Genomic DNA, 25,362 nt, shown 5'->3' on the forward strand with positions numbered 1-25,362 from the left:
ATGGCTATGAAATAATTGAATTATATATTACTACGCATCTTCCATCCGGCAACTTTGTATATCCATAGCTTCAATCTGTACAACGACAGATACATCGCAGGAACAATTACCAATGTAAGGAAGGTAGCAAATGTAAGTCCAAAAATGATTGTCCAGGACATCGGAGAGAAGAACAGGTTATTATCTCCCCCAAAATAAATCTTGGGATCATATTCAGACAAAAGACTAAAGAAATCTATATTGAAACCTATTGCCAAAGGAATCAGTCCGAGCACCGTAGTTATTGCCGTTAATAACACGGGACGTAGTCTTGTTTTACCGCCTTCAATAGTTGCGTCGATCACATCCTTCATAGGAAGTGTTTCAAACTCACCCAACCCTAATTCCTCTCGTTTTTCTACGCGAATCAGGTTCGTATAATCGATCAATACGATCGCATTGTTTACAACGACTCCGGCGAGAGATATAATACCGATCATTGTCATGATGATCACAAAGGACATTCCTGAAATAACCAGTCCCAGAAAAACCCCGATTAGCGAGAAAACAACACTCGTCATGATAATCGCAGGAGTAGAGAACGAGTTAAACTGCGTTACAATAATCAACATGATAAGGAATACCGCTATCAACAAGGCATTACTCAGGAAGGCCATTTCTTTCTGCTGCTCATCCTGCTGTCCTGCGAAACGGTAGGTAATCCCCTCTGGTAAACCTACTTCCGTTTCGTAATCTCTCATTTTTAATTTGAGTTCTTCAACCACCTCGTTAGCATTGTACCCTTCTGCATTTTTAGAAGTTACAGCAACCATTGAAACCTGATCTTTTCGGTTTACTGCCGAATATGAAATGTTGTCCATTGGTGGCAGAACTACCGATCGAATAGGAATCCGCAGCAACTCTCCTTTATTATTTCTAAAGATGAGTTTTTGATCCAGTAAGGCGTTCAAATCTTCCCTGTTATTCTTATTAAACCGAACAACAATATCATACGTATCCTCACCTTTTGTATAGGTTGCAATATCCTGACCTAATAATGCTTTACGAATTGCCATTCCGACAGCCATTGTAGAGGAGTTCAACTTTCGAACCTGATCTCTGTCCACCACAAAAGGTATTTCAGGACGATTTGCCTCTACATCCATTTTTAGTTTTTCCACTCCTGCAACATTCAAACGAGCCAGATAATTCTTTATACGGGATGCTTCCTGTATAATTTCTGAATAGTCCTTTTTTCCGGATACTTCAATATAAATCGGGTCTTTCTGTGGGGGACCTTCTTCATTCTTTTCCGCAGAAATTTCTATATCCGCTGTAAATTGCTGCGGAAGTTCCGTCTGTATCTTTTGCAGAATTTCAGACGTCTGTATACCATCTCGATACTGAAATTCAGAAAAATTAATTGTGATTTTTGCTTTATGGGGCGTCGCCCCCATAGACACTTCGTTTTCGGAACCGGTACCTTCACCAACCTGAGTGATGATTGACTGTATAATTCGTGCATCCGGATCCTCAATCTTACTATCACGCTCAAGATACGGAGCAAGAATTTCATCCAGTGCTTTCTCAGCCTGAAGGGCTGTTTGATTGGTTACTTTGATATCCGTACCAATCGGATGTGTTACGTACACACTTACATACTTTGGTTGGTTAACCGGGAAGAAATCAACTTTTGGCTGAAACACCCCGACAAGAACGACAGAGAAAATCAACAACAAGAATGTTCCTACAATAAAAATCACCGGTTTTCTCCCTGACAAAGCATAAGTTAGAAAACGTGCATAGAAAGCTTCTAATTTCGGAAGGAATTTGTTTTGGAACCACTCCATGATCGGGAATAAAACAAACACATTGACAACTGAGATGATTCCTAAAATAATCAACAAGTTTCCAAATGTAATAATACCACCCGCTAAAAACAGACCTCCAAGCACCAGTAATCCTATACTTATAATAACTGTTTTTCTCTTATTAGGAGAATCTGCTCCCACTTTCATGTACAACGCAGTAAGCACAGGATTGATCACAAGCGCAACAAAAAGTGACGAACCTAATACAATCATCAGTGTGATTGGAAGATATTTCATAAACTCTCCCATAATTCCCGGCCATATCGCCAAAGGGACAAACGCAGCCAATGTTGTTGCTGTTGACGCAATGATTGGCCAGGCAACCTCTCCTACTCCTTTTCGGGCAGCCTTAAATGGCTCCATTCCAAGGTCCATATAACGGTAAACGTTTTCTACAACTACAATTCCGTTATCCACCAACATCCCTAGCGCAAGCACCAGCGAGAACAGTACCATTACATTCAATGTTACTCCCATGGCATTCAAAATCATGAAAGACATGAACATCGACAAAGGAATAGCCACTCCCACGAAAAGAGCATTTCGTAGTCCCAGAAAGAATAATAAAACAAGTACAACCAACAGAATACCGAAAATGATGGAATTCTCCAGATTAGACACCATGTCCCGCGTCATGTTTGACTGGTCATTTGTTTTCGATATTGAGATTCCACTCGGAATCATTCCTTCTTCTTTTGCCTGCTTTAATAATGCATCTATTTTCTCAGAAGCATCTAGCAGGTTTTTCCCTCCCTGCTTCTTCACATCCAGCATTACTACAGGCTCTCCAAACTCACGTGCATATGATGTTGTATCGGCATTACCGAAATATACTTCGGCAATATCTTCCAGATGCACAGGCATATAGTCATCCTGTTTTACAATCACCTTTTTTAGCTCATCCGCATTCTGGAATTCGCCATCAATCCGGATGTTCTTACGCACACCATCCATCAGGATTTCTCCCCCCGGAATAGTCTGGTGCTCTGAGGAAACTGCATTTTCTATATCTGTTAAGGATACATTTACAGCCTCAGCTTTAAGTCTATCCACTTCAATACGCATCTCCTGTTCCTGGATACCGCGTATATCCACTTCATTAATTTCCTGAAGATCTTCTATAATATCTTCCAGATATTCTGCTGTTTCTTTCAACTGCTGCGGATTATCTCCACTCAGGTTGATATTCATAATTGGCATTTGAGAAGGATCCAACTCAAAAATGTTCGGCTCGGTAGGAAGCTCCGGGAAGTCTGATTTTGCCCGCGCCTTATCCACAGCATCTTTTACCTTCTGAAGTGCATCTTCTGCTTCAATAGAGAAATCAAATTTTATTCGAATAGTAGCATAACCATGTATACCATTCGAATTCATTTCATCCACCTTCTTTACTGTCGCTATTTCTTTTTCAATTGGCTTGATAATTTTATCCGCCATATACTTCGGTGAACTTCCCGGCTTTGCAATTCCAATGTAAATTTCAGGAATCTGTAGTTCGGGAAAGTTCTCCTTCGGCATAGACTGATAGGCGAAAAACCCACCCATCATAATAATCAACATTACCAGAAATACCGTTTTTCGGTTATTTACAGACCATGATGACAAGCCAAATTCCTTTATGTCTTTCTCTTTTTCTCCCATTTTTCAATTATTTCACACGTAAATAATCGCCTTCTGATACTCCTTTAGCACCTTTTAACACCACCTGGTCTTCAACTGACAAGCCTCCGTTTACTTCCGACACTCCGTTGTAAGATTCAACCACTTTAACATTTACTCTTCGGGCAATCAGCTGCCCCTCTTTGTTATCTGCAACAAAGACATAACTATTGTTATCACGGTCTTTTAATAAAGCAGGAGTAGGAACCACTATCGCTTCTTCGTTCTTGTAATCAAGAATCTGCACCTGTGCCAACATATTCGGCAAAAGAATTTTGTTTTCTTTTAAAGCTGCCTGAATACGGAAAGTCCGGTTTGTAGGATGAATATAATTCCCAATATTTGTAATGGTCAACGCGACAGTTGTATCTCCCAGCGAAGGAACTGTCAGCTGTACTGGTGTTCCTACTTTAATTCTGCTATACAAGCGCTCCGAGATTTCAGCTGTTACCTTTACCTCTCTGTTGTTTACTAAACGGACTACCGGAGATTGTGGACCTGTCATTTCCCCAATTTTCGGGAAGACTTCATCTATTACTCCGTCAAATGGAGCTGCTACTGTGTATTTCGAACGCTGTGTTTGTAATCCTGTCAGTTTTTCTTTCAGGTTATCCAGGTTGTTCTTTGCCTGCTTCAACTGGAACTCAGAACCCACTCCTTTATCGAATAGTTCTTTTTGCTTATCGTAATTATACTGTGCAAAATCAACTCCCGTTTTCAATTCCTGTATATTATCAGAAATGATTGAGGCATCAATTCGAACCAATGCTTGTCCTTTGGATACCCGCTGGCCTTCTTTTACAAGCACCTCGCGAATAACTCCATTGGATTCAGCATTAACCAATGCATCTTTCTCTGTTTCGATATTCCCCTGAACGTCAATATTATGAACAAACTCAGTCAATTCTACCGGAGCTAAAGAAACAAGAGCCGCGGGTGTAGAATTTGAAGTTGTATCCATCTCCGCTATCTTCTTCTCGATATCGGCAAGTTCGTTTTTCAATTTGGTTCGTTTTTCTTCCAGTTTGGAAATTTGTGTGCCCTCACTACATCCGATCAGGATGAGTGTAATGGCTGAAAGAAAAATAATTCCCTTTTTCATGTTGTTCTTTTTAGTGACTTGTTTCTTTTTTTAGTTTTCAGTTAATTGAGTAGTAAAGTTCCCATACAGGTTGTCTAGCTCGTTCTTTGCATTCATTACCTGTAGAATTGCATTCAGGTAATCTGTTTGTGCGGACAATACTTGTGAGTAAGTTTGAGTAACCTGCAAACTTGTAACAACTCCCACTTCTTTCTTAATCGATGTATTCTTATAAATTGATTTTGCCAACTCAATATTTCTTCGCTCCAACTTCATCATTGTCAATGCATTCTCAAAATTCGCTTTGGTCTGAATTTCCTGAAATTGAAGTGTTCGTTCCAATTCTTTGATTGAGTTTTCATTCTTCTCCACCTCGATCTTTGCCTGTTGAACCTGCATAGCACGCATTCCACTTGAGATAATCGGGATTTTTAATGTAATTCCCCATGCGGTTGAAGGGTACCAGGGTTTATCCTGAAACAGGTCAAATTCTGATCGGAAAGCCATATATTGATGCTGGAAAAACGCAGCTAGTTGGGGGAAGTGCTGGAAACGCTTATTTTTCAAATCAAACTCTGACAAACGCTTTTGTTGATTTAGCATGATCAAATTGATATTATCCTGAATAGACCCCTTCAGGTCAGCGAACTCCAACTCAATTTGAGTCAGATAATGATTCAGATCGCCTTCCAGCAGAATTTCTTCCGTCAGCGGGTATCCCATTTGTAGTTTAAGTAAATTTTGAGCAACAAGTAGCTGACGCTCTGTGTTTACCTTCATGCTGTTCAACCGAATCGAGTTTAGTTCCAATTGATCCACTTCCTCTTTTTCGATCATTCCCTGGTCATAAATCACCTCCGTGTTCCCCAATAACTCTTCAGCGGAAAGAATCAATGAATCGATCAATTTCAGATTATCTTCAGCAATCAGAACGTTATAATATGCCTGTGTGATATTGTACTGCACCTCCTGCTGAGATTTCTCGATACTGCTTCTCACAAACTCCGTATAAAACTTGGAAACTTGCAACCCAACTATATAGGAACCGTCAAATATTAACTGAGAAGCATTAATTCCTCCCGTTACATTATACTTCTGCCCCATTCTGAACGACACAACATCTCCAGGTTGTGCATTTGGATTGATAAAAGAAGCGTCTACCACCGATGTAGGAATATTAATGTACTGTTGAAAATTTCCTTCAGCATTAATCTGCGGCAAACCGATTGCCGTTGTTTCCCAGACTTTCTTTTCTGCCGATTTCAAATCCAGATGGGCGTTCATGACCTGCTCACGGTGTTCGACACCATACTGTTGTGCCTGTTCAAGAGTAAATTTTTGCTGCCCGTTACCGGTTAACACTCCGGCTACTACAGTTATTATTACTAAACCAATTTTACGCATTTTCTTGATTATTAAGTCGTTGTTTTAAGTATTCCAATCCCTTTTCGCTGGCCATTCCCCGAATTTGCAAACGGAAAAGCTCTGTGAAAATCTCCTCTATATTACTCTGATCTATAGGAAAGAACTCTCCTCCGAAAACCAAATCAGATTTTGCCAGATGCAAACGGGCAACCAAATCAGGATTCATATTATCCCGGTAAAGACCTTCGTCAATACCTCTATTAATGTTTTTAAGTATTTGTCCGAACAAAAACTCCCACTTGTGGGTATTCAATAATTCCCACGCTTTAGGATGGTATTTTTGCAAATCATAAAAAACAGATGGATGAACATTTTTTACCATATCGGCAACAAACTGCGATATCCCAAGTAACTCTTCAATTGCATTCTTTGCGGTCGACTCATTCAGTCCACAATTAAACCTGTCTGCCTCCAGTTTGGTTTTGATTATTTCCTGAACAATTTCATCCTTATCTTTAAAATAATTGTAAATGGTTTTTTTTGATACTGAGAGTTCTCTGGCAAGATCATCCATGGTAACACTCCTTATACCATAACGTGTATAAACCTGTGTTGCCTTGAGTAATATTTCCTCTCTTTTTTCTTCCATGGCGCAAAAGTATATCAAAAAAAACACTCAGGAAACGAAAAACAAAAAAAAAGTTTCCGAAGTTTCCATTTTGCCATCATTCATTTTTTTTGTACTCTTGACCCATGGCAATTAAAATCTATACAGACGGTGCTGCACAAGGCAATCCGGGCAGAGGAGGTTATGGTGCGATACTCCGCTTTGGGAGTAAAGAAAAAGAACTCTCCTGCGGATATCGTCTTACTACCAATAACCGTATGGAACTACTTGCCGTTATCGTTGCTCTGGAACATCTGAAAACAGATAAGTACCCGGTGACCGTTTATTCGGACTCAAAATATGTTGTTGATGCTGTGGAACAAAAATGGGTTTTCGGTTGGCATAAGAAAGGTTATAAAGGTAAAAAGAACGCTGACCTTTGGAGGAGGTACCTGCCCCTTCATCAAAAATTTCACCCTAAATTCGTTTGGGTAAAAGGACATTCCGGCCATCCCGAAAATGAACGTTGTGATCAGTTGGCAGTAGCCGCGGCAAACCAACATGAACTACTTATAGACGAAGGCTATGAAAAAAGTGAACAGGAAGTAAAAGGAAAAAATCTTTTATAGTCGTATTGCATCACACTGTTTCTCCTGCAGTTTTTAACTGCTCCATACAGGATCTCACAAATAAGTTTATCAAAGGATGAGGCATTTCACGGGTTGATGATATTTGCGGACAAAACATCGTCGCAAGCGCAAAAGTGTGATTCTTTAATCGAATAATTTCAGGCTCTTCAAACTGATCCCGACCTTCTATACTTAGCACCTGATCCTGGAGCACTTCCAACAATCGGGGATACAAAGAATATCTTGAAGAAGTTAATTCGACATTACTGTGTGTGGCATACAATTTTTTCATTGTCGAATTCAACGGCTGAATCTGTACCGGTTCAAACTGGTTGCCTGAAACCAGATTATCACTGATTAGTTTTTCATTATTCCCGTTCAGATTATTCTGCTTGATCAACAATTCAATAAACAATCTGTATACTTCCCCGGTCATTAACAGAGGGGTATTCAGATTAATTACCTGCCCTAAAACACCACTAAGAAAAAACTCATTGAAATAGGGCCCCGGAGCAATCAGAATTCCGTCGTACACTGAAAATGTATGCGGACGCATATTAACCGCCTCTGACGGACGAATCCAGTAATAACTCAACTCGACCTCCAGATATCTTTCACTGTGTTCCAACGCCATGTTCGTAGCGTGATGTGAATTGTAAGTAAAGTTGAAATCACCGATTACAGCTATTTTCAAGCATTCCGACATATTTCGTGTTTGATGAAACTTTTGAAAAGTAAGAAAAAAAAAAGACCGATACAATATTATCGGTCTTAATTTAAAAAGTTTTAACTAAAATTAGTTGTTCTTAAAATAAGATATATACGTTCCATTTTCAAAATGTACTGAGTCTAAACCATCCAAAGAATACAACCAACAGGAGAAGTCAGCTGTAAACTTAATATAATCCCCTTCTTCATCCGACTCCTGCGTAATTGACGTAAAAGAAAATGTTTGAGGCTCAGGAGAATTTTCATTTGAAACCCAAAGATTACTCTCACTGTCTCGCCATTCTAACATAATTCCGTTTAAGGCTTCATCCGAATAAACAGGATCATTTGGCGTCAGCATCCCTTCAAAAAACAATTTAAACTGGCTAATAGAAGGTAAATCTCCCTCTACAGCATCCCAAAATGCTCTACCCACAGAAATTTTAAACAAATCCGAATAGTTCGTTGAACGGATTGTATTAAAATAAATGATACTCGACAATTGAGGAGACGATTGTAACTCCCGGAAACTGGTTGTCTCTACAGAGAATCCATCCACATCATTCACATAGGAAATTGACGTTCCGTTTGTATCCGCTACAAAAGAAGTACTCAGGTCAACTTCCGGCTTTGGTGGTGGAATCACCTCATGTTTCACACAAGACACCAGCACTCCTGAAGCTGCAGCAGCCAAAAAGAAAAATTTCAGTTTCATGTTAAAGCATTTTGACGGATAAAAATACAATTATTACCCTTTGTTTCCAACTAATGAGACGAAAATAATCACATTAGGTTGGCTTTATCCCTTTTTTTCACGCTCTGATCTGTCTCACAGGATTATAAAAAGTCGGTTCTTCTATAGTAAAGCTATCCAGACCAAAGGTTTTTGAATCACATTCGTACAGACATTCATCATTTCCCATATCAATTACTTGGAAACGCGAAGAGTCCACTTCTACTCCACTATTCCCTAGCCTGGCAAGCAAACGATTCAAATCTGAAAATGTAATTAATAATGTAGCTGCAATCTTTTCTCCCGCCTGTGTAATACGACAGTTAACAACTACTTCATTATCTCCTTGCTGGAACTGAATTCTGTTGATCTCTAAACGTTCAAAAATTGCTATCATAACTCTTGTTTTTTGTTACAGGACAAAGTTGCAACACTGACAACGTAATCAATTTACGCTGTAAAAAACAATCTGTATATCAGAAAAATGAAGTAAAAGCTCTTCAGAAGTCACCCGAAAACGCGAAAAAAGTAGTACTTTCAACCATTGAAAAACGACATTAGATATGAAATACGATAGAATACCGTCAAAGCTGTTTATTGCAAACCGATCCAAATTTACTCAGCGAATGCAGCCAAATTCGCTCGCTGTTTTCAACTCTAACGATATTTATCCGATAAGTGCCGACAGCACAATGCCTTTTCAGCAACACCGGGATATCTTTTATCTTTCCGGTGTAGATCAGGAGGAAAGTATTCTTGTTCTGTTCCCCGATGCAAAAGACGAAAAACACCGTGAAGTTTTATTCCTTCGGGAAACAAACGAACATATTGCTGTATGGGAAGGAGAAAAGCTAACAAAAGAAGCTGCCTTTGAGGTTTCAGGGATTAAAACAGTGTACTGGCTGTCTCAATTCGACACCATTTTCAAAACATTGATGGCAGAAGCCGAAAGTGTGTATCTCAACACCAATGAACATTTACGTGCAAACACAGAAGTTCAGACACGGGAAGACCGCTTTATTGCATCCTGTAAGCAAAAATATCCCGCTCATATATACCGAAAGAGCGCTCCTATTATGCATACAATTCGCTCGGTAAAAGAACGAACGGAGTTAGAACTTATGCTCCATGCGTGTTCAATTACAGAAAAGGGGATTCGTCGTATATTACCGTTTATAAAACCCGGTGTATATGAATATGAAATAGAAGCCGAACTAATTCACGAATTTGTGCGTAACCGGTCACGAGGCTTTGCATACACTCCAATTATCGCCAGTGGTAAGAACGCATGTGTTCTTCACTACATCGATAACAACAATATTTGTAATGATGGTGATGTCATTCTACTTGATGTAGGGGCTGAATATGCCAATTACGCATCCGATCTTTCCCGGTCTTTTCCGGTAAACGGACGCTATACCCCAAGACAAAAAGAGGTTTACAATGCCGTTCTTCGCGTAAAGAAGTTTGCAGAAACACTATTAGTCCCGGGAACGGTACTGGCAGAATACCACAAAGAAGTCGGTTTATTCATGGAAAAAGAATTGATTCAATTAGGATTAATTGATCAGACAGACGTGAAGAATCAAAATCCTGAGTGGCCTGCTTACAAAAAATATTTTATGCACGGTACATCTCATTACATCGGACTTGACACACATGATGTCGGCCCATGGAATGAACCCATGAAAGCAGGAATGGTCTTCACATGTGAACCGGGTATTTATATCCAGGAAGAAGGTTTGGGAATTCGTATTGAGGATGATCTGGTAGTACAGGAAACAGGTGCCCCTGTCAACCTTATGGCTACTATTCCTATTGAAGCAGATGAAATAGAAGATCTTATGAACTCATAAACAGGTGGATACAAGTAACAAACCCATTGTATTCCTTCATGGATTTCTTTTGGATTCTTCGGGGTGGGAGGTGATGAATACATCTGTCTTCTCCCGCCCTTTGGTATTTCTTGATCTTCCCGGACATGGGGAAAATAAAGAAATAATCCCGGAAAAACAGCAGATTTCAGCCTACGCTGATTGGTTGGAAAACGAAATAAAACAACGTGAAATAACTCACTTTGATCTGGTCGGGCATAGCATGGGAGGTTATATCGGGCTTGAAATGCTTCAACGCACATCCTCGGGAATGGATAAACTCGTATTATTTCATTCCAATTACTGGGAAGACAGTGAAGAACGAAAAAAAAACAGAGACCGAATAGGAGCTGTAGTTCGCAAAAACGCCAGAATTTTTCTCAACGAGTCTATCCCGTTGCTATTCCACACACCTGAAAAATACTCTTCAATTATTTCAGATATAATTAACCGTGCAGCAGCAATGCATCCTGATGCAATTGTACACAGTGCCCAGGCTATGAAAAACAGAACCAATCACAGAGCTCTTGTTGCAAAGCACAAAGACCGGGTATATTCAATACAGGGGGAATTTGACAATCTGATTTCCTCAAAAGAATCAGAAGAAGACTGGCCGGGACATAACGAACATTTTTTCATACAAAAAAACTGCGGACACATGAGTCACATTGAGCAACCCCACGCATCCGCAGAAACCTTATTAAAAATGTTGGAAAATTAATTTCCGTTTTCTCCGAAGACCCAGATATAGTTAGCTGAGCTCAAAGAAAAAATAGATGGTAGATGTTTTCTCATAATTTTGTGTTTTTTTGGATTCCTAAAGCAACAATGTTATCACTAAGTTAAGCGATAAGGTTGTTTCTTTTTTCCTAACTTTTTCAGTTGTAGGGTTCATTTAGTGAACGGTATCTCATATTGACTAAAGGGATTCCGTTCTTTTTTACGTAAAGATTGCGTTATCATATAGATGAAAATCACTATTTTTAATAAAAATCCAAAAAACTAAAATGAATTTACGTGCAGTTGTTGTAGATGATGAAGAATTAGCAAGAAAAAACCTCATTATGCTTCTTGAAGAGTTTTGTCAGGAAGTAGAGGTAATCGGTGAAGCCGGTAACATTGATGATGCACAGAGTATTATTGAATCCAGCAATCCCGATGTTGTCTTCCTTGACATTCGCATGCCTTCAGGAGCAGAAGGGTTTGACCTCCTGGAACGAATTGAAAAGAAAGATTTTCTGGTTGTTTTTGTAACCGCTTTTAAAGATTTTGCGATTCGGGCATTTAATGCAAATGCTGCCTATTACATTCTAAAACCCGTTGATGTAGAGGATCTTCAAAATGCCGTTCGCAAAGTTCAGGAAACGAAAGACGCTTTTCAGGTAGCTCCCGAAAACTTCTCAACGTATTTCGAGTCCATACGCAACCTTTCCGATTCACTTGTTCGCAACAAACCTTCTAATCGTATAGCCATTTCACATACCAAGGGATTGAAAATTATCGAGGATAATACGATTGTACATCTGGAAGCAAGCGGAAACTGCACAATGCTTCATTTCGAAGACGGATCAAGATACCTCGATACGAGAACATTAAAAGTATATGAAAACCTTCTCGACCCTTCTAAATTTTTCAGAGTACACAAATCACACATAGTAAATCTCAATTACCTGACAGAGTATTTGAACGAAGATGGTCATTTTGCCGTATTGAACAATAAAGACCATATTCCCGTAGCTCGAAACCGCGTTGTGGATTTTGTAAAATTGCTGAAAACACTTTAAGCATGTCCTATCGTGCCCTGTATGTTTTTCTTGGTCTAGTTTTATGCTGCCATTCACTCGCTGCACAAGAATATTCCTTCCGAACTTATAGCGTAGCTGAAGGTTTACCTCAATCTCAGGTTACTTGTATTACACAAGATAAACAGGGATTCCTTTGGGTAGGAACTCTTGGAGGGCTAGCTCGCTTCTCCGGTCGCGAGTTTGAGGCGTTTTCTGTTGACCAGGGTTTACTTAACAACCGCATTTCTTCATTGGCAATTATAGGAGATACTTTGTGGGTAGGACACGAAAACGGTGTATCATACAAGTTTAACAATCAATTCGTTGCACTTCCTATTGAAAAGATAAAAGACGGAGGAAAAGTAAGCAGCATTCTTTTCTACAAAGGCAACTATTTCTTTGGGGTCAACGGAAGTGGTCTCTTTCACTTTTCAGAAGATCGGATCGTTCAGATTAATCCAACAATTCATGGAGTTAGTAACCAGGATGAGTTTGAACGTATCCGCGACATGGTACTTTATGATTCCAAAATGTACGTTGCCACACGAACAGGAGTATTCTACTCGAATGATGGGTTTTCTTTTCACCTTGTACCCGGATCAGAAGAATACAGTTTCAGCTCACTGAAAATTGACCCTCTTACCAATCAGCTATTTGCCGCGTCATACGGTGACGGTGTATTTTATCTTGAAAAATCGGAACTTAAACCTTACGATAATTCAGCCTCATTACTTGGAGGAAATTTCAAACACTTATTCATTGATCATACCGGAAAGATCTGGTTATCTACAAAGTTTAGCGGTGCTGTCCGTATTGATGAGAAAGAAACCTTACACTTACACACTTCCAATGGTTTACCGATGGAAAATATTTCCTGTGTTTTTGAGGACAACACTCATGGTATCTGGTTAGGGACCGAAGGAAAAGGGCTTGTCCATTTCTCAGGAGAAGCTTTTACCTTTTACACAACAAGAAGCGGATTAAACAGTGATTTAATTGTATCTGTAGCCCAGGATAAAGATCAAAACATCTGGTTTGGCTCCTACGCAAACGGAGTAAGTCAAAAAACAAAATCCGGATGGAAAATTTACGACGACAGAAACGGACTGAGTAATAATACGGTCTGGGCAATCGCAACGGATAAAAAGAAACAGGTATGGTTTGCAACAGCAGATGGACTTAACCGTTTTGAAAAAGATCAATTTATTCCTTACTTTCAATCTGACTACCCTTCCTTACCTGGCAATAAAATTATGTCGCTTTTTCTGGATAGTCATCAACGCTTTTGGATAGGAGGTCAGGAAGGTGCTGCTTATTTCGAAAACGATTCTGTTTACCCACTGAGTAAACTTATCTCACAATCTGCAAATATCAGAAATGTAAGGGATTTTGCCGAGTATGACGGTCAGCTTTTCATGGCTTCACAAACGGGAATTCATGTCCTGACCTCCAGCAAAGTATTATTAAATTATCAGATTTCAGAAAATCAACCCGGCGCCTATAGTATCGAAGCTGACAAATTCGGGAATATATGGATTGGTACAGAAGAGGGAGTGTACCTTTTCAGAGATGGCGTGATCCGCCAGTTGAATTACTCGGACTTTAGTGGATCTAACTTTGCTGTGTTTATCCAAAAAGATGGAGACAATATGTGGGTCGGAACTAACAACGGTCTCTTCCGGTTCACTCCCAAAAGCGGAGACTGGAATGCCTTCCATGTTGAACAATTTGGTATTTTCGAGGGACTTGTAAGTTTGGAGACCAATATAAACTCTTCTTTCATTGATCAGGTAGGAAATCTGTGGTTCGGGACTTCAGAAGGGTTAATGAAATTTGATAAAACAAAGGAAAATGTCTTCGCAAAGACCATTCCTCCTATCCTTAGTCTTAGTTCTGTTCTCGTGAACTTTCAGCCCTATGAAAAACCGATGGATGCGTATAGTCCTGCCCGCTTTTCGCATAGTCAAAATCGTTTCATTTTTAACTTCAAGGCAGTTACTCTTGCCTTTCCGGAGGACATTAAGTTTCAGTACCTCATCGAAGGACTTAATGAAGACTGGTCTCCTCTTTCGAAAGTGGATGAAATCAGTATTTCGGGACTTGTACCCGGGGATTATCGACTCCGGGTCAGAGCCGTCAGTAAAACGGGAATTTACTCAAATGAAGTGACTTTCCCTTTTATTATTCTTCCACCCTTTTATACAACCTGGTGGTTCATTTCTCTTGGCGTTCTTCTTACCGGAAGTCTGCTTCTTATTCTGTTTCGTTTTAAGCTGAAACAGGAACGCTCCAGAAGAGAACAGGAACGACTTGTTTTTACTTCCCGTTTACGCGATCTGGAACAGCAATCATTGAACGCTTCCATGAACAGGCATTTTATCTTCAATGCCCTTAATTCCATCCAGTACTTTATTAATACGCAGGATCGTCTTTCAGCAAACAAATACCTGAGTCAGTTTGCTAAACTTATCCGAAAAAATCTTGACAGTTCTTCAACCGATCAAAATATGGTTACGCTTTCAGAGGAAATTGAACGGCTGAAGCTATACCTCTCCCTTGAATCTATGCGCTTCCGGGATCGATTTGATTACGAATTCACGATTGACCCTTCCATAGATACTGAAGCTGTAAAAGTTCCATCCATGATATTCCAACCCTTTGTTGAGAACAGTATTATTCATGGCATATTACCCCGTCAAAATACCAAAGGAGAGATCCATTTCTCTGCACAAAAAAATGGAGACACCATCGACTTTATCATTGAAGATAACGGGGTTGGATATGAAAAGAGTATCAAACAGAAACAGGGAGATGGCGATCATCAGTCAAAGGGAATGAGTATAACCAGTTCCCGAATCGAGCTTTTACAAAAGATTTCGGGTAAATCTTTCTTGCTTATTGGTCCCAATGACATAAAAAATGACGCAGGAGAATCAATAGGTACGCGTGTTCACATAAAAATACCAGACAATTCTTTGGAAGATTAGAAACAAAACCATATATTTGTTAGACTAAGTTTGATTTTTTTCTTATTAAGAATGAAAAAGTTACTCTTCATATTAGCCGTTTCCACTTTCGTTTTTACTTCATGTAAAAAGGAAGTTATAACTCCTGTTTCAGTTGAGGAAAACAGTGATGAAGCGACAGAAATGACTACTCGTAGCCTTAAAGGTAGCGGATCAACAAATACCAGTGGAGATTTTTTTGGAGGGACAGGTATTACAGATCCCAACAACGACACTGACGAAGATAAGCGTAAACGAGAAGGAAAGTAGTAAATTTCCTTTCTAACATATTTTAAGGATGTCTTTCAGGCATCTTTTTTTATTTCTAATCAACAGATTACAACTACCAATCAATAATACTACCTTTCTATTTACTAAATGAATTATACAGGTCAGATTTTATTTTGTCTGAATCTCATTCTTTTTCCTACCTTGTTTTCTGAATTATAAGTTACAACTATGGCAGCAACTCCTTCTACATCATTATACGAACTAATCAAAAGCCTAACAAAATCCGAGAAGAGGTACTTCAAGGTGTTTTCTTCCAAACATACGATTGGAGAAGAGAATAATTATATCACTCTATTTGATTATTTGGATCATCAAAACGGCTATGATGAAAACAAACTATTCGAAGATTTTAAGGGACAGGCCTTTCTCAATAAATTTTCAATAACAAAAAAAAGACTTCAGGAAAACATTCTACGATCTCTCGACTCATATCATTCTAACTCATCCATTGATGCCCAATTATATAGAATGATGCATTACGCCGAAATTCTATACGACAAGTCTCTTTATAAGCAATGTAAAAAATACTTACAAAGCGCTGAAAAACTAGCTGAAAAGCACGCAAAAAATCACATCCTTCTTGAAGTTAATCAAAAAATGAAGCGCTTACTTGAGAACACAGGGTATGCCGGTTCTGATCAGGATTTTTTAGATGCTATGCGAACAAAAGATAACGAATTAAGTGAAGTCATCAGGGGATATAATAATCTATGGCATATCAAAAGCTCACTAATGATGCACCTGAATAGAAATGGTGTTGCCCGAAATCAGGAAGAAAGAGCGGTATATGATGAACTTATACTCCCCCTTTCTCAATGCCAATATGCGATAGCATTTGATTCTAATTTTCTTGTTAATCAGATTCAGGCCGCCTATTATTTTGGCACATTAGATTTTCAGAAATCAGAACAGTATATCGCAGCAAATATTACGTTATACAAAGAGAACCCTGAACGACTTAAAGAAGAAGTAAATATGTACTTCAGCCTGATCTCAAATGGAATTTATCTGAATCATCACTTGGGAGCATATTCAAGGGTTGATGAGTTACTTAACGAGCTTAAAAGTATTTCAAAAGAATCCGGAAAGAACTTATCGGAAGACTTAAACATAAAATTATTCAGCAGTATCAACAGCACGCGTCTGATGCTTTGTAATGAACGTGGAGAGTTTACTGAAGCCATACAAACTGTCCCTCTGATTGAAGAGGCATATCGTCTGTACGGATCAAAAATTGCCCCGGCAAGAAGAGCTTATCTCAATTACAATATTGCCGTTGCCTATTTTGGAGAAGGAGAGTATACCCAGTCACTTAAATGGATCAATACGATTCTAAATGACAAAGAGCTTGATGAGAAATTGGATATCTACTGCTTCTCGCAACTTCTGAATCTGATTCTCCACTTTGAACTCGACAACCGGGAACTTCTCCCATACGCTATCAAAAACACCCTACGCTATCTGAAGTCGAGAAACCGCGTCTATAAATTTGAAGAGATCTTCCTCAAGTATCTGAACAAACTGTCCCGAACCATCTCTCCGCTAGACCAAATGGATTTGCTCGAAAATGTTATTACAGAAATACAACCCTTAACCGAAGATCCTTTTGAACGATCTGTATTCGATTCATTCAAGTTTCTACTTTGGGCGAAGTCCAAAGTATCGAAACGCCCTTTTGCCGAGCTTGTGCATCTGGCTTACTCTGAGCGATCGAAATGATTCCAGCCCTGTGCCTGAATAGGAATTAACGCTCCTCCCCGATCTATTACATAAATTCCGGCATTCTCCTCCACCATATGACCAATAACGGTCATGTGAGGACTCCCTTTTATCTTGTCAAAATCAGATTGACTTACAGTAAAGAGTAATTCATAATCCTCTCCACCGTTCAAAGCACATGTACTGGGGTCCAGATCGAAATCTCTCGCCGTAGAATATGTTGTCGGATCAATAGGTAATTTCTCATCATAGACATGACATCCCACTTTACTTGCTTTGCATAAATGTAGAATCTCGGATGCCAATCCGTCAGAAACATCAATCATTGCAGTAGGTTGCACACCCAGTTCATCCAGAAATCCGATCACATCTCTTCTTGCTTCTGGTTTAAGTTGCCGTTCCAGTATATAATCATACCCCTCCAGATCAGGTTGTGCTGATGGATTAGCCTTGTATACTTCTTTCTCACGTTCCAAAACCTGTAAACCGACAAATGCACCTCCCAAATCTCCGGTAACAACCAACAGGTCATTTTCCTTCGCTCCCGAACGATAAACAACATCTTTCTGATTTACTCTCCCAACAGCCGTAATGCTAATTACCAATCCGGAAAGAGAAGAAGTTGTATCGCCTCCCACAAGATCAACGCCATACACATCGCACGCCTTCTTTATTCCTTCGTACAGTTCATCAATCGCCTCAGCCGGGAATCTGCTCGAAACACCAATAGAAACGGTAATTTGTTCCGGTTTACCGTTCATTGCATAAATATCCGACAGATTCACAACAACTGATTTATACCCTAAATGCTTTAGCGGAGCATACATCAGATTAAAGTGAATCCCTTCAACCAACATATCCGTGGAGATTAACATATGTTCCTCTTCATTGATCCGGATCACAGCAGCATCGTCTCCTACCCCCTTTACCGTTGTACCATTGTGGTGTGCAAAGGAGCTTGTAATACGGTCAATCAATCCAAACTCTCCGATTGCATCAAGTGGCGTTCTTTTTTCTGTACTCATACTGCAAAATTAGGAAAATTATAAGGGAACAATTTCACATGCAAACAGTTTTAGTCGATTTTGTCAGTACACGTGACGAGCAGAGCAAGAAAAAACCGCTATCTTTGAGTTCTGAAAATTTAAACAATGGAATTTTGGATTAAAGCTGGACAACTCGTTTTGTCACTTTCTATACTTATTGTACTTCACGAATTAGGGCACTTTATCCCCGCACGCTGGTTCAAAACACGTGTTGAAAAATTCTACCTCTTTTTTGATCCGGGATTCTCACTTTTTAAAAAGAAAATTGGGGAAACCGAATGGGGAATCGGATGGCTTCCATTAGGAGGATATGTGAAAATATCAGGTATGATTGATGAGTCCATGGACACCAAACAACTTGAAAAGCCTGCACAACCCTGGGAATTCCGTTCAAAACCAGCCTGGCAAAGACTAATCATTATGATTGGAGGAGTAACCGTGAATCTTATTCTCGGGTTTCTCATCTATATGATGGTTCTTTGGGTATGGGGTCGCGAGTACGTCACAATGGATGCTGCACCCTACGGAGTACACGTGCAGCAGGAACTAAAACAATATGGTTTTCAGGATGGAGATATTATTCTTTCCGCAGAAGGAGAACCGGTTGAAGATTTGCGCGAACTAAACGTTGGTATCCTACTGAGAGGATACCGTGAAATAGAAGTACAACATAGCAATGGCGACAAAGAAACCATTACACTTCCCGAAGATATTGACTACACGCTCTTCCAAAAAGACGCTTTTCCTGCCTTCTCCATAAGAAGTCATTTTAGTGTAGATAGCGTACTTCCGGTAACTCCAGCATCTCATGCAGGAATGATGCGGGGGGATAGTATCATTTCCGTAAACGGAGAGCCGGTTGTTTTCTTTCAGGATTTCTCAAACCAACTCGGAGAGCTAAAAGGAAAAAAGGTTGATCTGGTTGTTTGGAGAGACAATGCGGCTGTCACATTAACTCCCCAAGTAGACTCGCTTGGAAAACTGGGATTTTCTGCCTTGCAACACATCGAAACAACTCAAATTGATTACACTTTCGGACAGGCACTGGCAAGTGGGTTTTCGTATGGCTACTGGACACTTCACGATTACGTTGCCCAGTTAAAATTCATTTTCACCAAAAAAGGTGCTTCCAGCCTGGGAGGATTCGGCGCAATCGGAAACATGTTTTCACCCACATGGAACTGGCAGTCTTTCTGGTTAAACACAGCCTTTATTTCAATCGTCCTTGCCTTTATGAACATTTTGCCTATCCCCGCATTAGACGGAGGACATGTGATGTTCTTATTGTACGAGATGATTACCGGAAGGGAACCTAACAAAAAGGTTCTTGAATATGCGCAAATGATAGGAATTATCCTCTTACTTGGATTATTACTCTATGCAAACGGGAATGATGTTTTCAGGTTCTTCTTTAAATAAAGGTCTTGGAAACTACCTCTTCTTAGCAAAGAAGTCCAGTAATAAGGCTCTACAGTCATCTGCAAGTATTCCCGACACAACCTCTGTTTTGGGATGATAAAGAGACGGCTGTACCCTTCCTGCTCCTCTTTTTTCATCCGAAGCGCCATAGACTATTCTTGCTATCTGTGACCAGTATAATGCTCCTCCACACATTACGCAAGGCTCCAGAGTAACATAAAGCGTGCAATCAGTGAGGTATTTCCCACCTATATAGTCCGCTGCTGCAGTAATTGCCTGCATTTCCGCATGTGCCGTTACATCATTCAGTTTCTCTGTATAATTATGCGCCCGGGCAATAATCCGGTTATTAGCAACTATAACTGCTCCGACAGGTATTTCATCTTCCGCAAACGCTTTTTGCGCTTCCAAAAGAGCCTGCTTCATAAAGTATGTATCATCGAATGGTTCAAGCATACTGCAAATATGTCAAAATTCTTAGCGGCATTGAGAATTTCATGTTAAAAATCAAACTCTCTTCTCATTTACAGGAATGAGAATTTATATCTGGTAAAATAAATCTATACATTCGTTCGTATTCATATCGAAACCCTAAAACGAAACTATGAAAAACTGGAAACTCCTGTCGATAATCCCGCTAATTATGATCTCAGCCTGCAAAAAAGAAGAAGCCGACCCTCCCGGAACAGATACCTCCGGTCCCAAACTGGTCTTTAAATTCAAATTTGATCCAAATCAGGAACGGTTAAACAACTTTGGACAACCCTCAACGATTCCTGCAGAACATGGTGCCCAAACTCCTGATTTCAATGGAATGTCCGCACATTATATTGAACTTGCCCCATCCGGCTACACACCATTAGGAGAAGGTGAAGTGGTTTTCTATGGCGCAGAAACAAGTGTAGGAGGAGAAAAAGCAGTTGACTTTTCAAAAGCGATTATTAAGGGCGACAGTGAAATTTTCTACTCGATTCCTTTAAGTCAGGTTGCAGCAGGAAATTATCAATGGGCACGTGTCTCCCTTGCTTATCAGAACTTTGATATTGATTTCCGTTGGGATAATGTTGATTATACGGGAACACTTGCTTCTTTTGTCGCCTACAGAAGTTACATCAATACCTACAAAATAAAAACAGCCTCACGTTCTGTAAATGCTAACAAAGATCAGGGGTATTGGGGATTTGAAGCTACCTATCCCGTTGTGGGAGCCGTAACAATTGACGGACAGGCACAAGGGACTACGGTTCCGAACCCGCTATTTGACACGTCGCCCATCCCGGCAGGAAGTTGCGTAGTTACAGGCCAATTTGAAAACGGACTGACAATAACCGGCAACGAAACGGAAGATATCGTTGTAACACTTTCCTTTAGTATTAATAATAGTTTTGAATGGTATGATGTCGATCAGGATAATATCTACGAAACACAGGCAGGGGATTATCCTGTTGATATGGGAATACGTGGTTTGATTCCCATCGTTGAACCATAAAAAAGATAACTGCATAAAAAAGCAACCGTCACGGGTTGCTTTTCTATTTATTCTTGTATTACCTCTGAGTCTTTCTTTTTACTTCCCGAAGAAGGGAAATAAGTGCGTTGACGAATCAGTATCATAATCACGCCACAGGTTATCGCTGCATCCGCAACATTCCAGATAGCCCCGAAGACATCTTCACCACCAAGCCACGGAACCCATTCAGGCCAACGGGCGTTAAACTGGAACATATCCACAACATTGGCAAACAGAAATCCTTGCTTACGCATCACATACTCACCTTCACTATTCAACACCCAGTTAAAAGGTGAAGAAGGATCAAACTCGAAAACATAATCGTAAACAGCACTATCAATCAGATTACCTGTTGCCCCCGCAAGAACAAGCGATATAGCCACAATATACTCTGTTCGAACAGAACGATTTCTTAACTGCTTAATCAAGTAATAAATCAACCCCGAAATAGCCAGTAGACGGAAGATACTCAACGCCAATTTCGCCCATGAACCTGAACCTAACGTCGTACCAAAGGCCATCCCCTGATTCTCAATATACATCAGACGAAACCAATCGCCGAAAATATTCACGGTCTCGTGAAGTTCAAACGTCGTTTTAATCCAAACCTTAACTACCTGGTCAAGGATCAATATTCCGAGGATTAAGACTACTGCTATTATGGCCTTTTTATTCAAACTTACCGTTAATTATCCCTGTGCGTTTTTTGCTTCAATACTCAACGTAGCATGAGGAACCAGACGCAAACGTTCTTTACGAATCAATTTTCCGGTCTGACGACAAATACCGTACGTTTTATTTTCAATTCGTACCAGTGCATTCTGAAGATTCTGAATAAACTTCTCCTGACGAGCAGCTAATTGCGCCATTTCTTCTCTTGAAAGCGTCTCCGAACCATCTTCCATCATGTTGAAGCTACGACCTGTATCGTCTGTTCCGTGATCATCGCTATGCGACAGAGACCCCTTCAACAATTCCAAATCTACTTTCGCTTCTTCAAGCTTATCCATAATTATTTGTCTGAACTCCTCAAGTTCAGCATCCGAATATCTTGTCTTCTCTTTATTCTCTTTTGCCATAACTGACCCGATTAACTTCCTAAAATAGGTAATTTTGAAAAAGAACAAATATAATAGAATTTCGTTTCAAACGAAGTTAAACTTTGATCGTGCCCCATAATAGTTATTCACATATCTTTGCCACTATGGAAAACAGAACAATTGTTGATGCACTTCAATGGAGGTATGCCTGCAAGAAGTTTGATCCCGAAAAGACAATCCCCGCAGACACTTTTCAGCGTATACTTCAGGCGCTTAATCTGACACCCACTTCTATGGGGATGCAACTTATGAAATTTCTGGTAGTACAAAATACAGAAATCCGGAAAGCGCTTCTTCCGCATGCTTATAACCAATATCAGATAACCGATTGTTCTCATTTACTAGTGCTTTGCCGTGAAAGTCATGTAACTCAGGATTTCATTGACGAATACGTCAACCGTTCAGCCAAAATACGGAATCAGGATGTTAATTCTTCTAAAATTAAAGGATTCAAAAAGATGTTGGAGTCTGCTAACCTGATGAGCGAAAATGACCGCGTAAAGTGGATGAGTAGTCAGGTGTATATCGCCTTAGGTGTACTATTGACAGCCTGTGCAGCTGAACAAGTGGACGCATGTCCGATGGAAGGTTTCATACCTCAGGAATTTGATCGCATTCTCAAACTACAGGAAAAAGGACTAAAAAGTATTGTAGCTGTTCCTCTTGGTTATCGTCACGAAGAAGATCCATACCAGCATCTGCCCAAAGTACGTAGAGAACTTGACACAATCGTTGAATACATCTGATATGCAATTGCCATCGGTATTTAAACTTTCCGAACACCCTGAACCCGGAATTGTTGAGTTACTAAAGTCAACCCGTTTGGGGACAAAAGGTGCTACATACAGACATTTAGATACAGAAAAGCGAATCAACGAGCTTGTTAACCCACTCTTCCTGTACATACAACGCAGAGAAAAAGTTCTTGGAAATATTACCTTTTGTAGGAGGACCCTTTCGACATCAGCACATGCATTTTACATCCGTTACTTTGCATTTGACAGCAAATGGAGCGCCTCCGAAGAACAAGAAAAAGAGCAGAAAAACTCGATCTTCAAAAAGGGGCTTAACCAGTTCTTTCGGGCAGCGTTCGAAGGACTGTATACACCCGCTCCGGATCTGTTTTATGCCTATATCGAACCGAACAATACTCGTTCTTTGTGGATGTCCAAAAATTTCAATTTTAAGACACATACACAAATTATCACCTGGTCTATGAGTCGAAATTTCCCCGGACAACATAAACAAGTGAGGTTATTAACAACCGGAGAAAAAAAACTGTACAATCAACTGTTAACCAAACAATATCGTGGATACGAACTCTTCTTTCCACACCATACATTGAAAGACGACCCAATAATAGGTTATTTTGAAGGAACTTCTCTGATAGCAGCATGCAAGATACATGAAGTAAACTGGCAAATCCTGCGTCTACCCGGAAAAAACGGTAAATCCCTTACCCGAATAGTCCCTTTTGTTCCGTTCGTCAATAGAATTGTTCGTCCCGCTCACCATAGATTTCTTGCAGCGGAAGGCATTGTCTCCCTCAAAAACGACCCAACAATTATAGCATCACTTTTCGAAAGTGCATTGGCCATTACAAAAACAAATTTACTGTTAACCTGGTACGACGAAAAGGACACTTTTGCTCAGTCTCTTTATCCTAACATTAAAAGGGGACTTGCGAAATATCTCCTCCCAAAACAAAACGTGGCTCTGGTAATAAAGGAACGAGAGCCCGGAAGCCTTTCTCCAAAAGCCCCCTGTTACGTTTCTTCTTTTGATCTTATTTAGAAGTATTTAAGCTCTCAAACTGTCTTTCTTTTTCATTCTCCTATTTTTTTCTGCAAAATTGGTATTCAGCGAAATACTTTCTATATTGTTGCAAAATTCACTACAAATGGCTACAGTATTCGAAACAAGACTTATTGGAAATATTGGGAAAGATGCAGCCGTCCGTCACATGGATCGCGGCGTAGTGGCAATCAATTTTCCTGTCGCACACAACAAGAACTGGAGAGACAAACGCACCGGTGAGGCAAAAACCAAAACTACGTGGGTAAATTGTACGATTTGGAAGAAAGAAGGGGCTAATATGCGGATTCTTGATTTCCTTAAGAAAGGAACTCTTGTCGAATTGGTCGGAACACCTTTTGCAAAAGCCTATCTTCAGGATGATGAATCCATTAAAACGGAAATTCGCCTAAATGTATCCAAAACCAATATACTCCGACCTGCTAAAACGGATGATAACGATGGTTATGATTACGATAACGGCGATGATGATGACTACGGGGATTACAACGATTCAGAAGATGATTTTTCTTTTGATAGCATCTAATTGATTTACAGAATCATCCTAAATATTTTTTACTTTTTTTGTCAGAAATTATTTTTTTGACTGATTTTTTCTCTATATTTGCACTCGCTAATGAAAATTAGCAGTGTTGAAATCAACACTCCTCCTTAGCTCAGTTGGTTAGAGCATCTGACTGTTAATCAGAGGGTCCTTGGTTCGAGCCCAAGAGGGGGAGCTTAAAAAAAGCGAGTGTGAAAGCATTCGCTTTTTTCGTTTTACCTAACAATGGAACACTTTGTTTACATACTACAATCACAAAAACTTAATCGATTCTATATCGGAGAGACGGTTAATCTGGAAAACAGACTTCAACAACATTACGATAAAACCTATGGAAAGAATAAATATACTGCCAAGGCAGATGACTGGGCGGTCTACTTTTCCATAACATGTTCTTCAAAAAATCAGGCAAAAGCTATTGAACGACACATCAAGAAAATGAAAAGCAAGGTTTATATTCAAAACCTAAAAAATAACCCCAGTCTGATAACAGAGTTGTTAGCGAAATACTAAAAATCTACTGTTAATCAGAGCCCCGATAATCGGGGTTGGTTCGAGCCCAAGAGGGGGAGCTTTAAAAAGCGAGTGTGAAAGCATTCGCTTTTTTGTTTTTACCTAGCGAT

Annotated in this window: 24 protein-coding genes and 1 tRNA gene; 14 read left to right on the plus strand and 11 right to left on the minus strand. The window is 39.8% G+C overall.

What is annotated here, in order from left to right; translation table 11 throughout:
- Positions 1 to 20: 20 nt before the first annotated feature.
- The 4 genes from AC4PL9_RS08040 to AC4PL9_RS08055 are packed head-to-tail and all read right to left on the minus strand — an operon-like array spanning position 21 to position 6,604.
- Positions 21 to 3,491 (minus strand): efflux RND transporter permease subunit, encoded by a 3,471-nt coding sequence (locus AC4PL9_RS08040; protein ID WP_491604236.1) that lies wholly within the window; start codon positions 3,489 to 3,491, stop codon positions 21 to 23.
- A gap of 7 nt (positions 3,492 to 3,498) precedes the next feature.
- On the minus strand, positions 3,499 to 4,611 hold the full coding sequence (locus AC4PL9_RS08045; RefSeq protein ID WP_491604237.1) for an efflux RND transporter periplasmic adaptor subunit: 1,113 nt from the start codon (positions 4,609 to 4,611) through the stop codon (positions 3,499 to 3,501).
- A gap of 30 nt (positions 4,612 to 4,641) precedes the next feature.
- The gene (locus AC4PL9_RS08050; RefSeq protein ID WP_491604238.1) at positions 4,642 to 5,994 is read right to left on the minus strand and encodes a TolC family protein; all 1,353 of its coding nucleotides are present in this window, start codon (positions 5,992 to 5,994) and stop codon (positions 4,642 to 4,644) included.
- Positions 5,987 to 6,604 (minus strand): TetR/AcrR family transcriptional regulator, encoded by a 618-nt coding sequence (locus tag AC4PL9_RS08055; RefSeq protein WP_491604239.1) that lies wholly within the window; start codon positions 6,602 to 6,604, stop codon positions 5,987 to 5,989. Before AC4PL9_RS08055 ends, AC4PL9_RS08050 begins: the two co-directional genes overlap by 8 nt.
- A gap of 104 nt (positions 6,605 to 6,708) precedes the next feature.
- On the opposite strand from AC4PL9_RS08055, the gene rnhA reads away from it, so the two are divergent.
- Positions 6,709 to 7,191: a ribonuclease HI gene (gene rnhA / locus AC4PL9_RS08060; protein ID WP_491604240.1), complete on the plus strand. Its 483-nt coding sequence runs from the start codon at positions 6,709 to 6,711 to the stop codon at positions 7,189 to 7,191.
- 10 nt (positions 7,192 to 7,201) lie between these two features.
- Here the strand turns inward: rnhA and AC4PL9_RS08065 are convergent, their stop codons facing one another.
- From AC4PL9_RS08065 to AC4PL9_RS08075, 3 genes are all read right to left on the minus strand, one after another.
- Positions 7,202 to 7,897: a CTP synthase gene (locus AC4PL9_RS08065; RefSeq protein ID WP_491604241.1), complete on the minus strand. Its 696-nt coding sequence runs from the start codon at positions 7,895 to 7,897 to the stop codon at positions 7,202 to 7,204.
- A 90-nt stretch (positions 7,898 to 7,987) separates the two neighbouring features.
- Positions 7,988 to 8,614 carry a hypothetical protein gene (locus AC4PL9_RS08070; protein ID WP_491604242.1) on the minus strand — a complete coding sequence of 209 codons (627 nt, stop codon included), beginning with the start codon at positions 8,612 to 8,614 and terminating at the stop codon, positions 7,988 to 7,990.
- Positions 8,615 to 8,711: 97 nt separating this feature from the next.
- A complete protein-coding gene (locus AC4PL9_RS08075) occupies positions 8,712 to 9,029 on the minus strand; it encodes a hypothetical protein (RefSeq protein ID WP_491604243.1) in 318 nt (105 codons plus the stop codon).
- Positions 9,030 to 9,195: 166 nt separating this feature from the next.
- Here AC4PL9_RS08075 and AC4PL9_RS08080 point away from each other — a divergent pair, with 166 nt between their 5' ends.
- The 6 genes from AC4PL9_RS08080 to AC4PL9_RS08105 all read left to right on the plus strand — a co-directional run bounded on the left by AC4PL9_RS08080 (position 9,196) and on the right by AC4PL9_RS08105 (position 17,305).
- Positions 9,196 to 10,488, plus strand: coding sequence for an aminopeptidase P N-terminal domain-containing protein (locus AC4PL9_RS08080; RefSeq protein ID WP_491604244.1), 1,293 nt, complete (start codon positions 9,196 to 9,198; stop codon positions 10,486 to 10,488).
- 4 nt (positions 10,489 to 10,492) lie between these two features.
- Positions 10,493 to 11,227, plus strand: a complete 735-nt coding sequence (locus AC4PL9_RS08085) for an alpha/beta fold hydrolase (protein ID WP_491604245.1) — start codon at positions 10,493 to 10,495, stop codon at positions 11,225 to 11,227.
- 286 nt (positions 11,228 to 11,513) lie between these two features.
- Positions 11,514 to 12,290: a LytR/AlgR family response regulator transcription factor gene (locus AC4PL9_RS08090; protein WP_343790803.1), complete on the plus strand. Its 777-nt coding sequence runs from the start codon at positions 11,514 to 11,516 to the stop codon at positions 12,288 to 12,290.
- 2 nt (positions 12,291 to 12,292) lie between these two features.
- Entirely contained in the window at positions 12,293 to 15,277 is a 2,985-nt protein-coding gene (locus tag AC4PL9_RS08095) for a ligand-binding sensor domain-containing protein (protein ID WP_491604246.1), read from the plus strand.
- Between the two features lie 51 nt (positions 15,278 to 15,328).
- Positions 15,329 to 15,565 carry a hypothetical protein gene (locus tag AC4PL9_RS08100; RefSeq protein WP_491604247.1) on the plus strand — a complete coding sequence of 79 codons (237 nt, stop codon included), beginning with the start codon at positions 15,329 to 15,331 and terminating at the stop codon, positions 15,563 to 15,565.
- Between the two features lie 189 nt (positions 15,566 to 15,754).
- Positions 15,755 to 17,305 (plus strand): hypothetical protein, encoded by a 1,551-nt coding sequence (locus AC4PL9_RS08105; protein WP_491604248.1) that lies wholly within the window; start codon positions 15,755 to 15,757, stop codon positions 17,303 to 17,305.
- On the opposite strand, the gene thiL is transcribed toward AC4PL9_RS08105, so the two are convergent.
- Entirely contained in the window at positions 17,284 to 18,330 is a 1,047-nt protein-coding gene (gene thiL, locus AC4PL9_RS08110; protein ID WP_491604249.1) for a thiamine-phosphate kinase, read from the minus strand. The genes AC4PL9_RS08105 and thiL overlap by 22 nt on opposite strands.
- A gap of 126 nt (positions 18,331 to 18,456) precedes the next feature.
- On the opposite strand from thiL, the gene rseP reads away from it, so the two are divergent.
- On the plus strand, positions 18,457 to 19,770 hold the full coding sequence (gene rseP / locus AC4PL9_RS08115) for an RIP metalloprotease RseP (RefSeq protein ID WP_491604250.1): 1,314 nt from the start codon (positions 18,457 to 18,459) through the stop codon (positions 19,768 to 19,770).
- A 12-nt stretch (positions 19,771 to 19,782) separates the two neighbouring features.
- Here the strand turns inward: rseP and AC4PL9_RS08120 are convergent, their stop codons facing one another.
- The gene (locus AC4PL9_RS08120) at positions 19,783 to 20,226 is read right to left on the minus strand and encodes a nucleoside deaminase (RefSeq protein WP_491604251.1); all 444 of its coding nucleotides are present in this window, start codon (positions 20,224 to 20,226) and stop codon (positions 19,783 to 19,785) included.
- Positions 20,227 to 20,374: 148 nt separating this feature from the next.
- Here AC4PL9_RS08120 and AC4PL9_RS08125 point away from each other — a divergent pair, with 148 nt between their 5' ends.
- On the plus strand, positions 20,375 to 21,259 hold the full coding sequence (locus AC4PL9_RS08125) for a hypothetical protein (protein ID WP_491604252.1): 885 nt from the start codon (positions 20,375 to 20,377) through the stop codon (positions 21,257 to 21,259).
- Positions 21,260 to 21,306: 47 nt separating this feature from the next.
- Here the strand turns inward: AC4PL9_RS08125 and AC4PL9_RS08130 are convergent, their stop codons facing one another.
- Both AC4PL9_RS08130 and AC4PL9_RS08135 read right to left on the minus strand, forming a co-directional pair.
- Positions 21,307 to 21,957 (minus strand): signal peptidase II, encoded by a 651-nt coding sequence (locus AC4PL9_RS08130; protein ID WP_491604253.1) that lies wholly within the window; start codon positions 21,955 to 21,957, stop codon positions 21,307 to 21,309.
- Positions 21,958 to 21,969: 12 nt separating this feature from the next.
- The gene (locus tag AC4PL9_RS08135; protein WP_343790830.1) at positions 21,970 to 22,359 is read right to left on the minus strand and encodes a TraR/DksA family transcriptional regulator; all 390 of its coding nucleotides are present in this window, start codon (positions 22,357 to 22,359) and stop codon (positions 21,970 to 21,972) included.
- Positions 22,360 to 22,484: 125 nt separating this feature from the next.
- Here AC4PL9_RS08135 and AC4PL9_RS08140 point away from each other — a divergent pair, with 125 nt between their 5' ends.
- The 5 genes from AC4PL9_RS08140 (at position 22,485) to AC4PL9_RS08160 (ending at position 25,252) form a co-directional block, all read left to right on the plus strand.
- Positions 22,485 to 23,126 carry an NAD(P)H-dependent oxidoreductase gene (locus AC4PL9_RS08140; RefSeq protein WP_491604254.1) on the plus strand — a complete coding sequence of 214 codons (642 nt, stop codon included), beginning with the start codon at positions 22,485 to 22,487 and terminating at the stop codon, positions 23,124 to 23,126.
- A gap of 1 nt (position 23,127) precedes the next feature.
- Positions 23,128 to 24,174: a hypothetical protein gene (locus tag AC4PL9_RS08145; protein WP_491604255.1), complete on the plus strand. Its 1,047-nt coding sequence runs from the start codon at positions 23,128 to 23,130 to the stop codon at positions 24,172 to 24,174.
- 106 nt (positions 24,175 to 24,280) lie between these two features.
- Positions 24,281 to 24,721, plus strand: coding sequence for a single-stranded DNA-binding protein (locus AC4PL9_RS08150; RefSeq protein ID WP_491604256.1), 441 nt, complete (start codon positions 24,281 to 24,283; stop codon positions 24,719 to 24,721).
- A gap of 119 nt (positions 24,722 to 24,840) precedes the next feature.
- Positions 24,841 to 24,914: transfer RNA gene (locus AC4PL9_RS08155), tRNA-Asn, on the plus strand.
- Between the two features lie 50 nt (positions 24,915 to 24,964).
- The gene (locus AC4PL9_RS08160) at positions 24,965 to 25,252 is read left to right on the plus strand and encodes a GIY-YIG nuclease family protein (RefSeq protein ID WP_491604257.1); all 288 of its coding nucleotides are present in this window, start codon (positions 24,965 to 24,967) and stop codon (positions 25,250 to 25,252) included.
- The last annotated feature ends 110 nt before the right edge of the window (positions 25,253 to 25,362 follow it).

It is taken from the genome of Wandonia sp. (assembly GCF_984588085.1).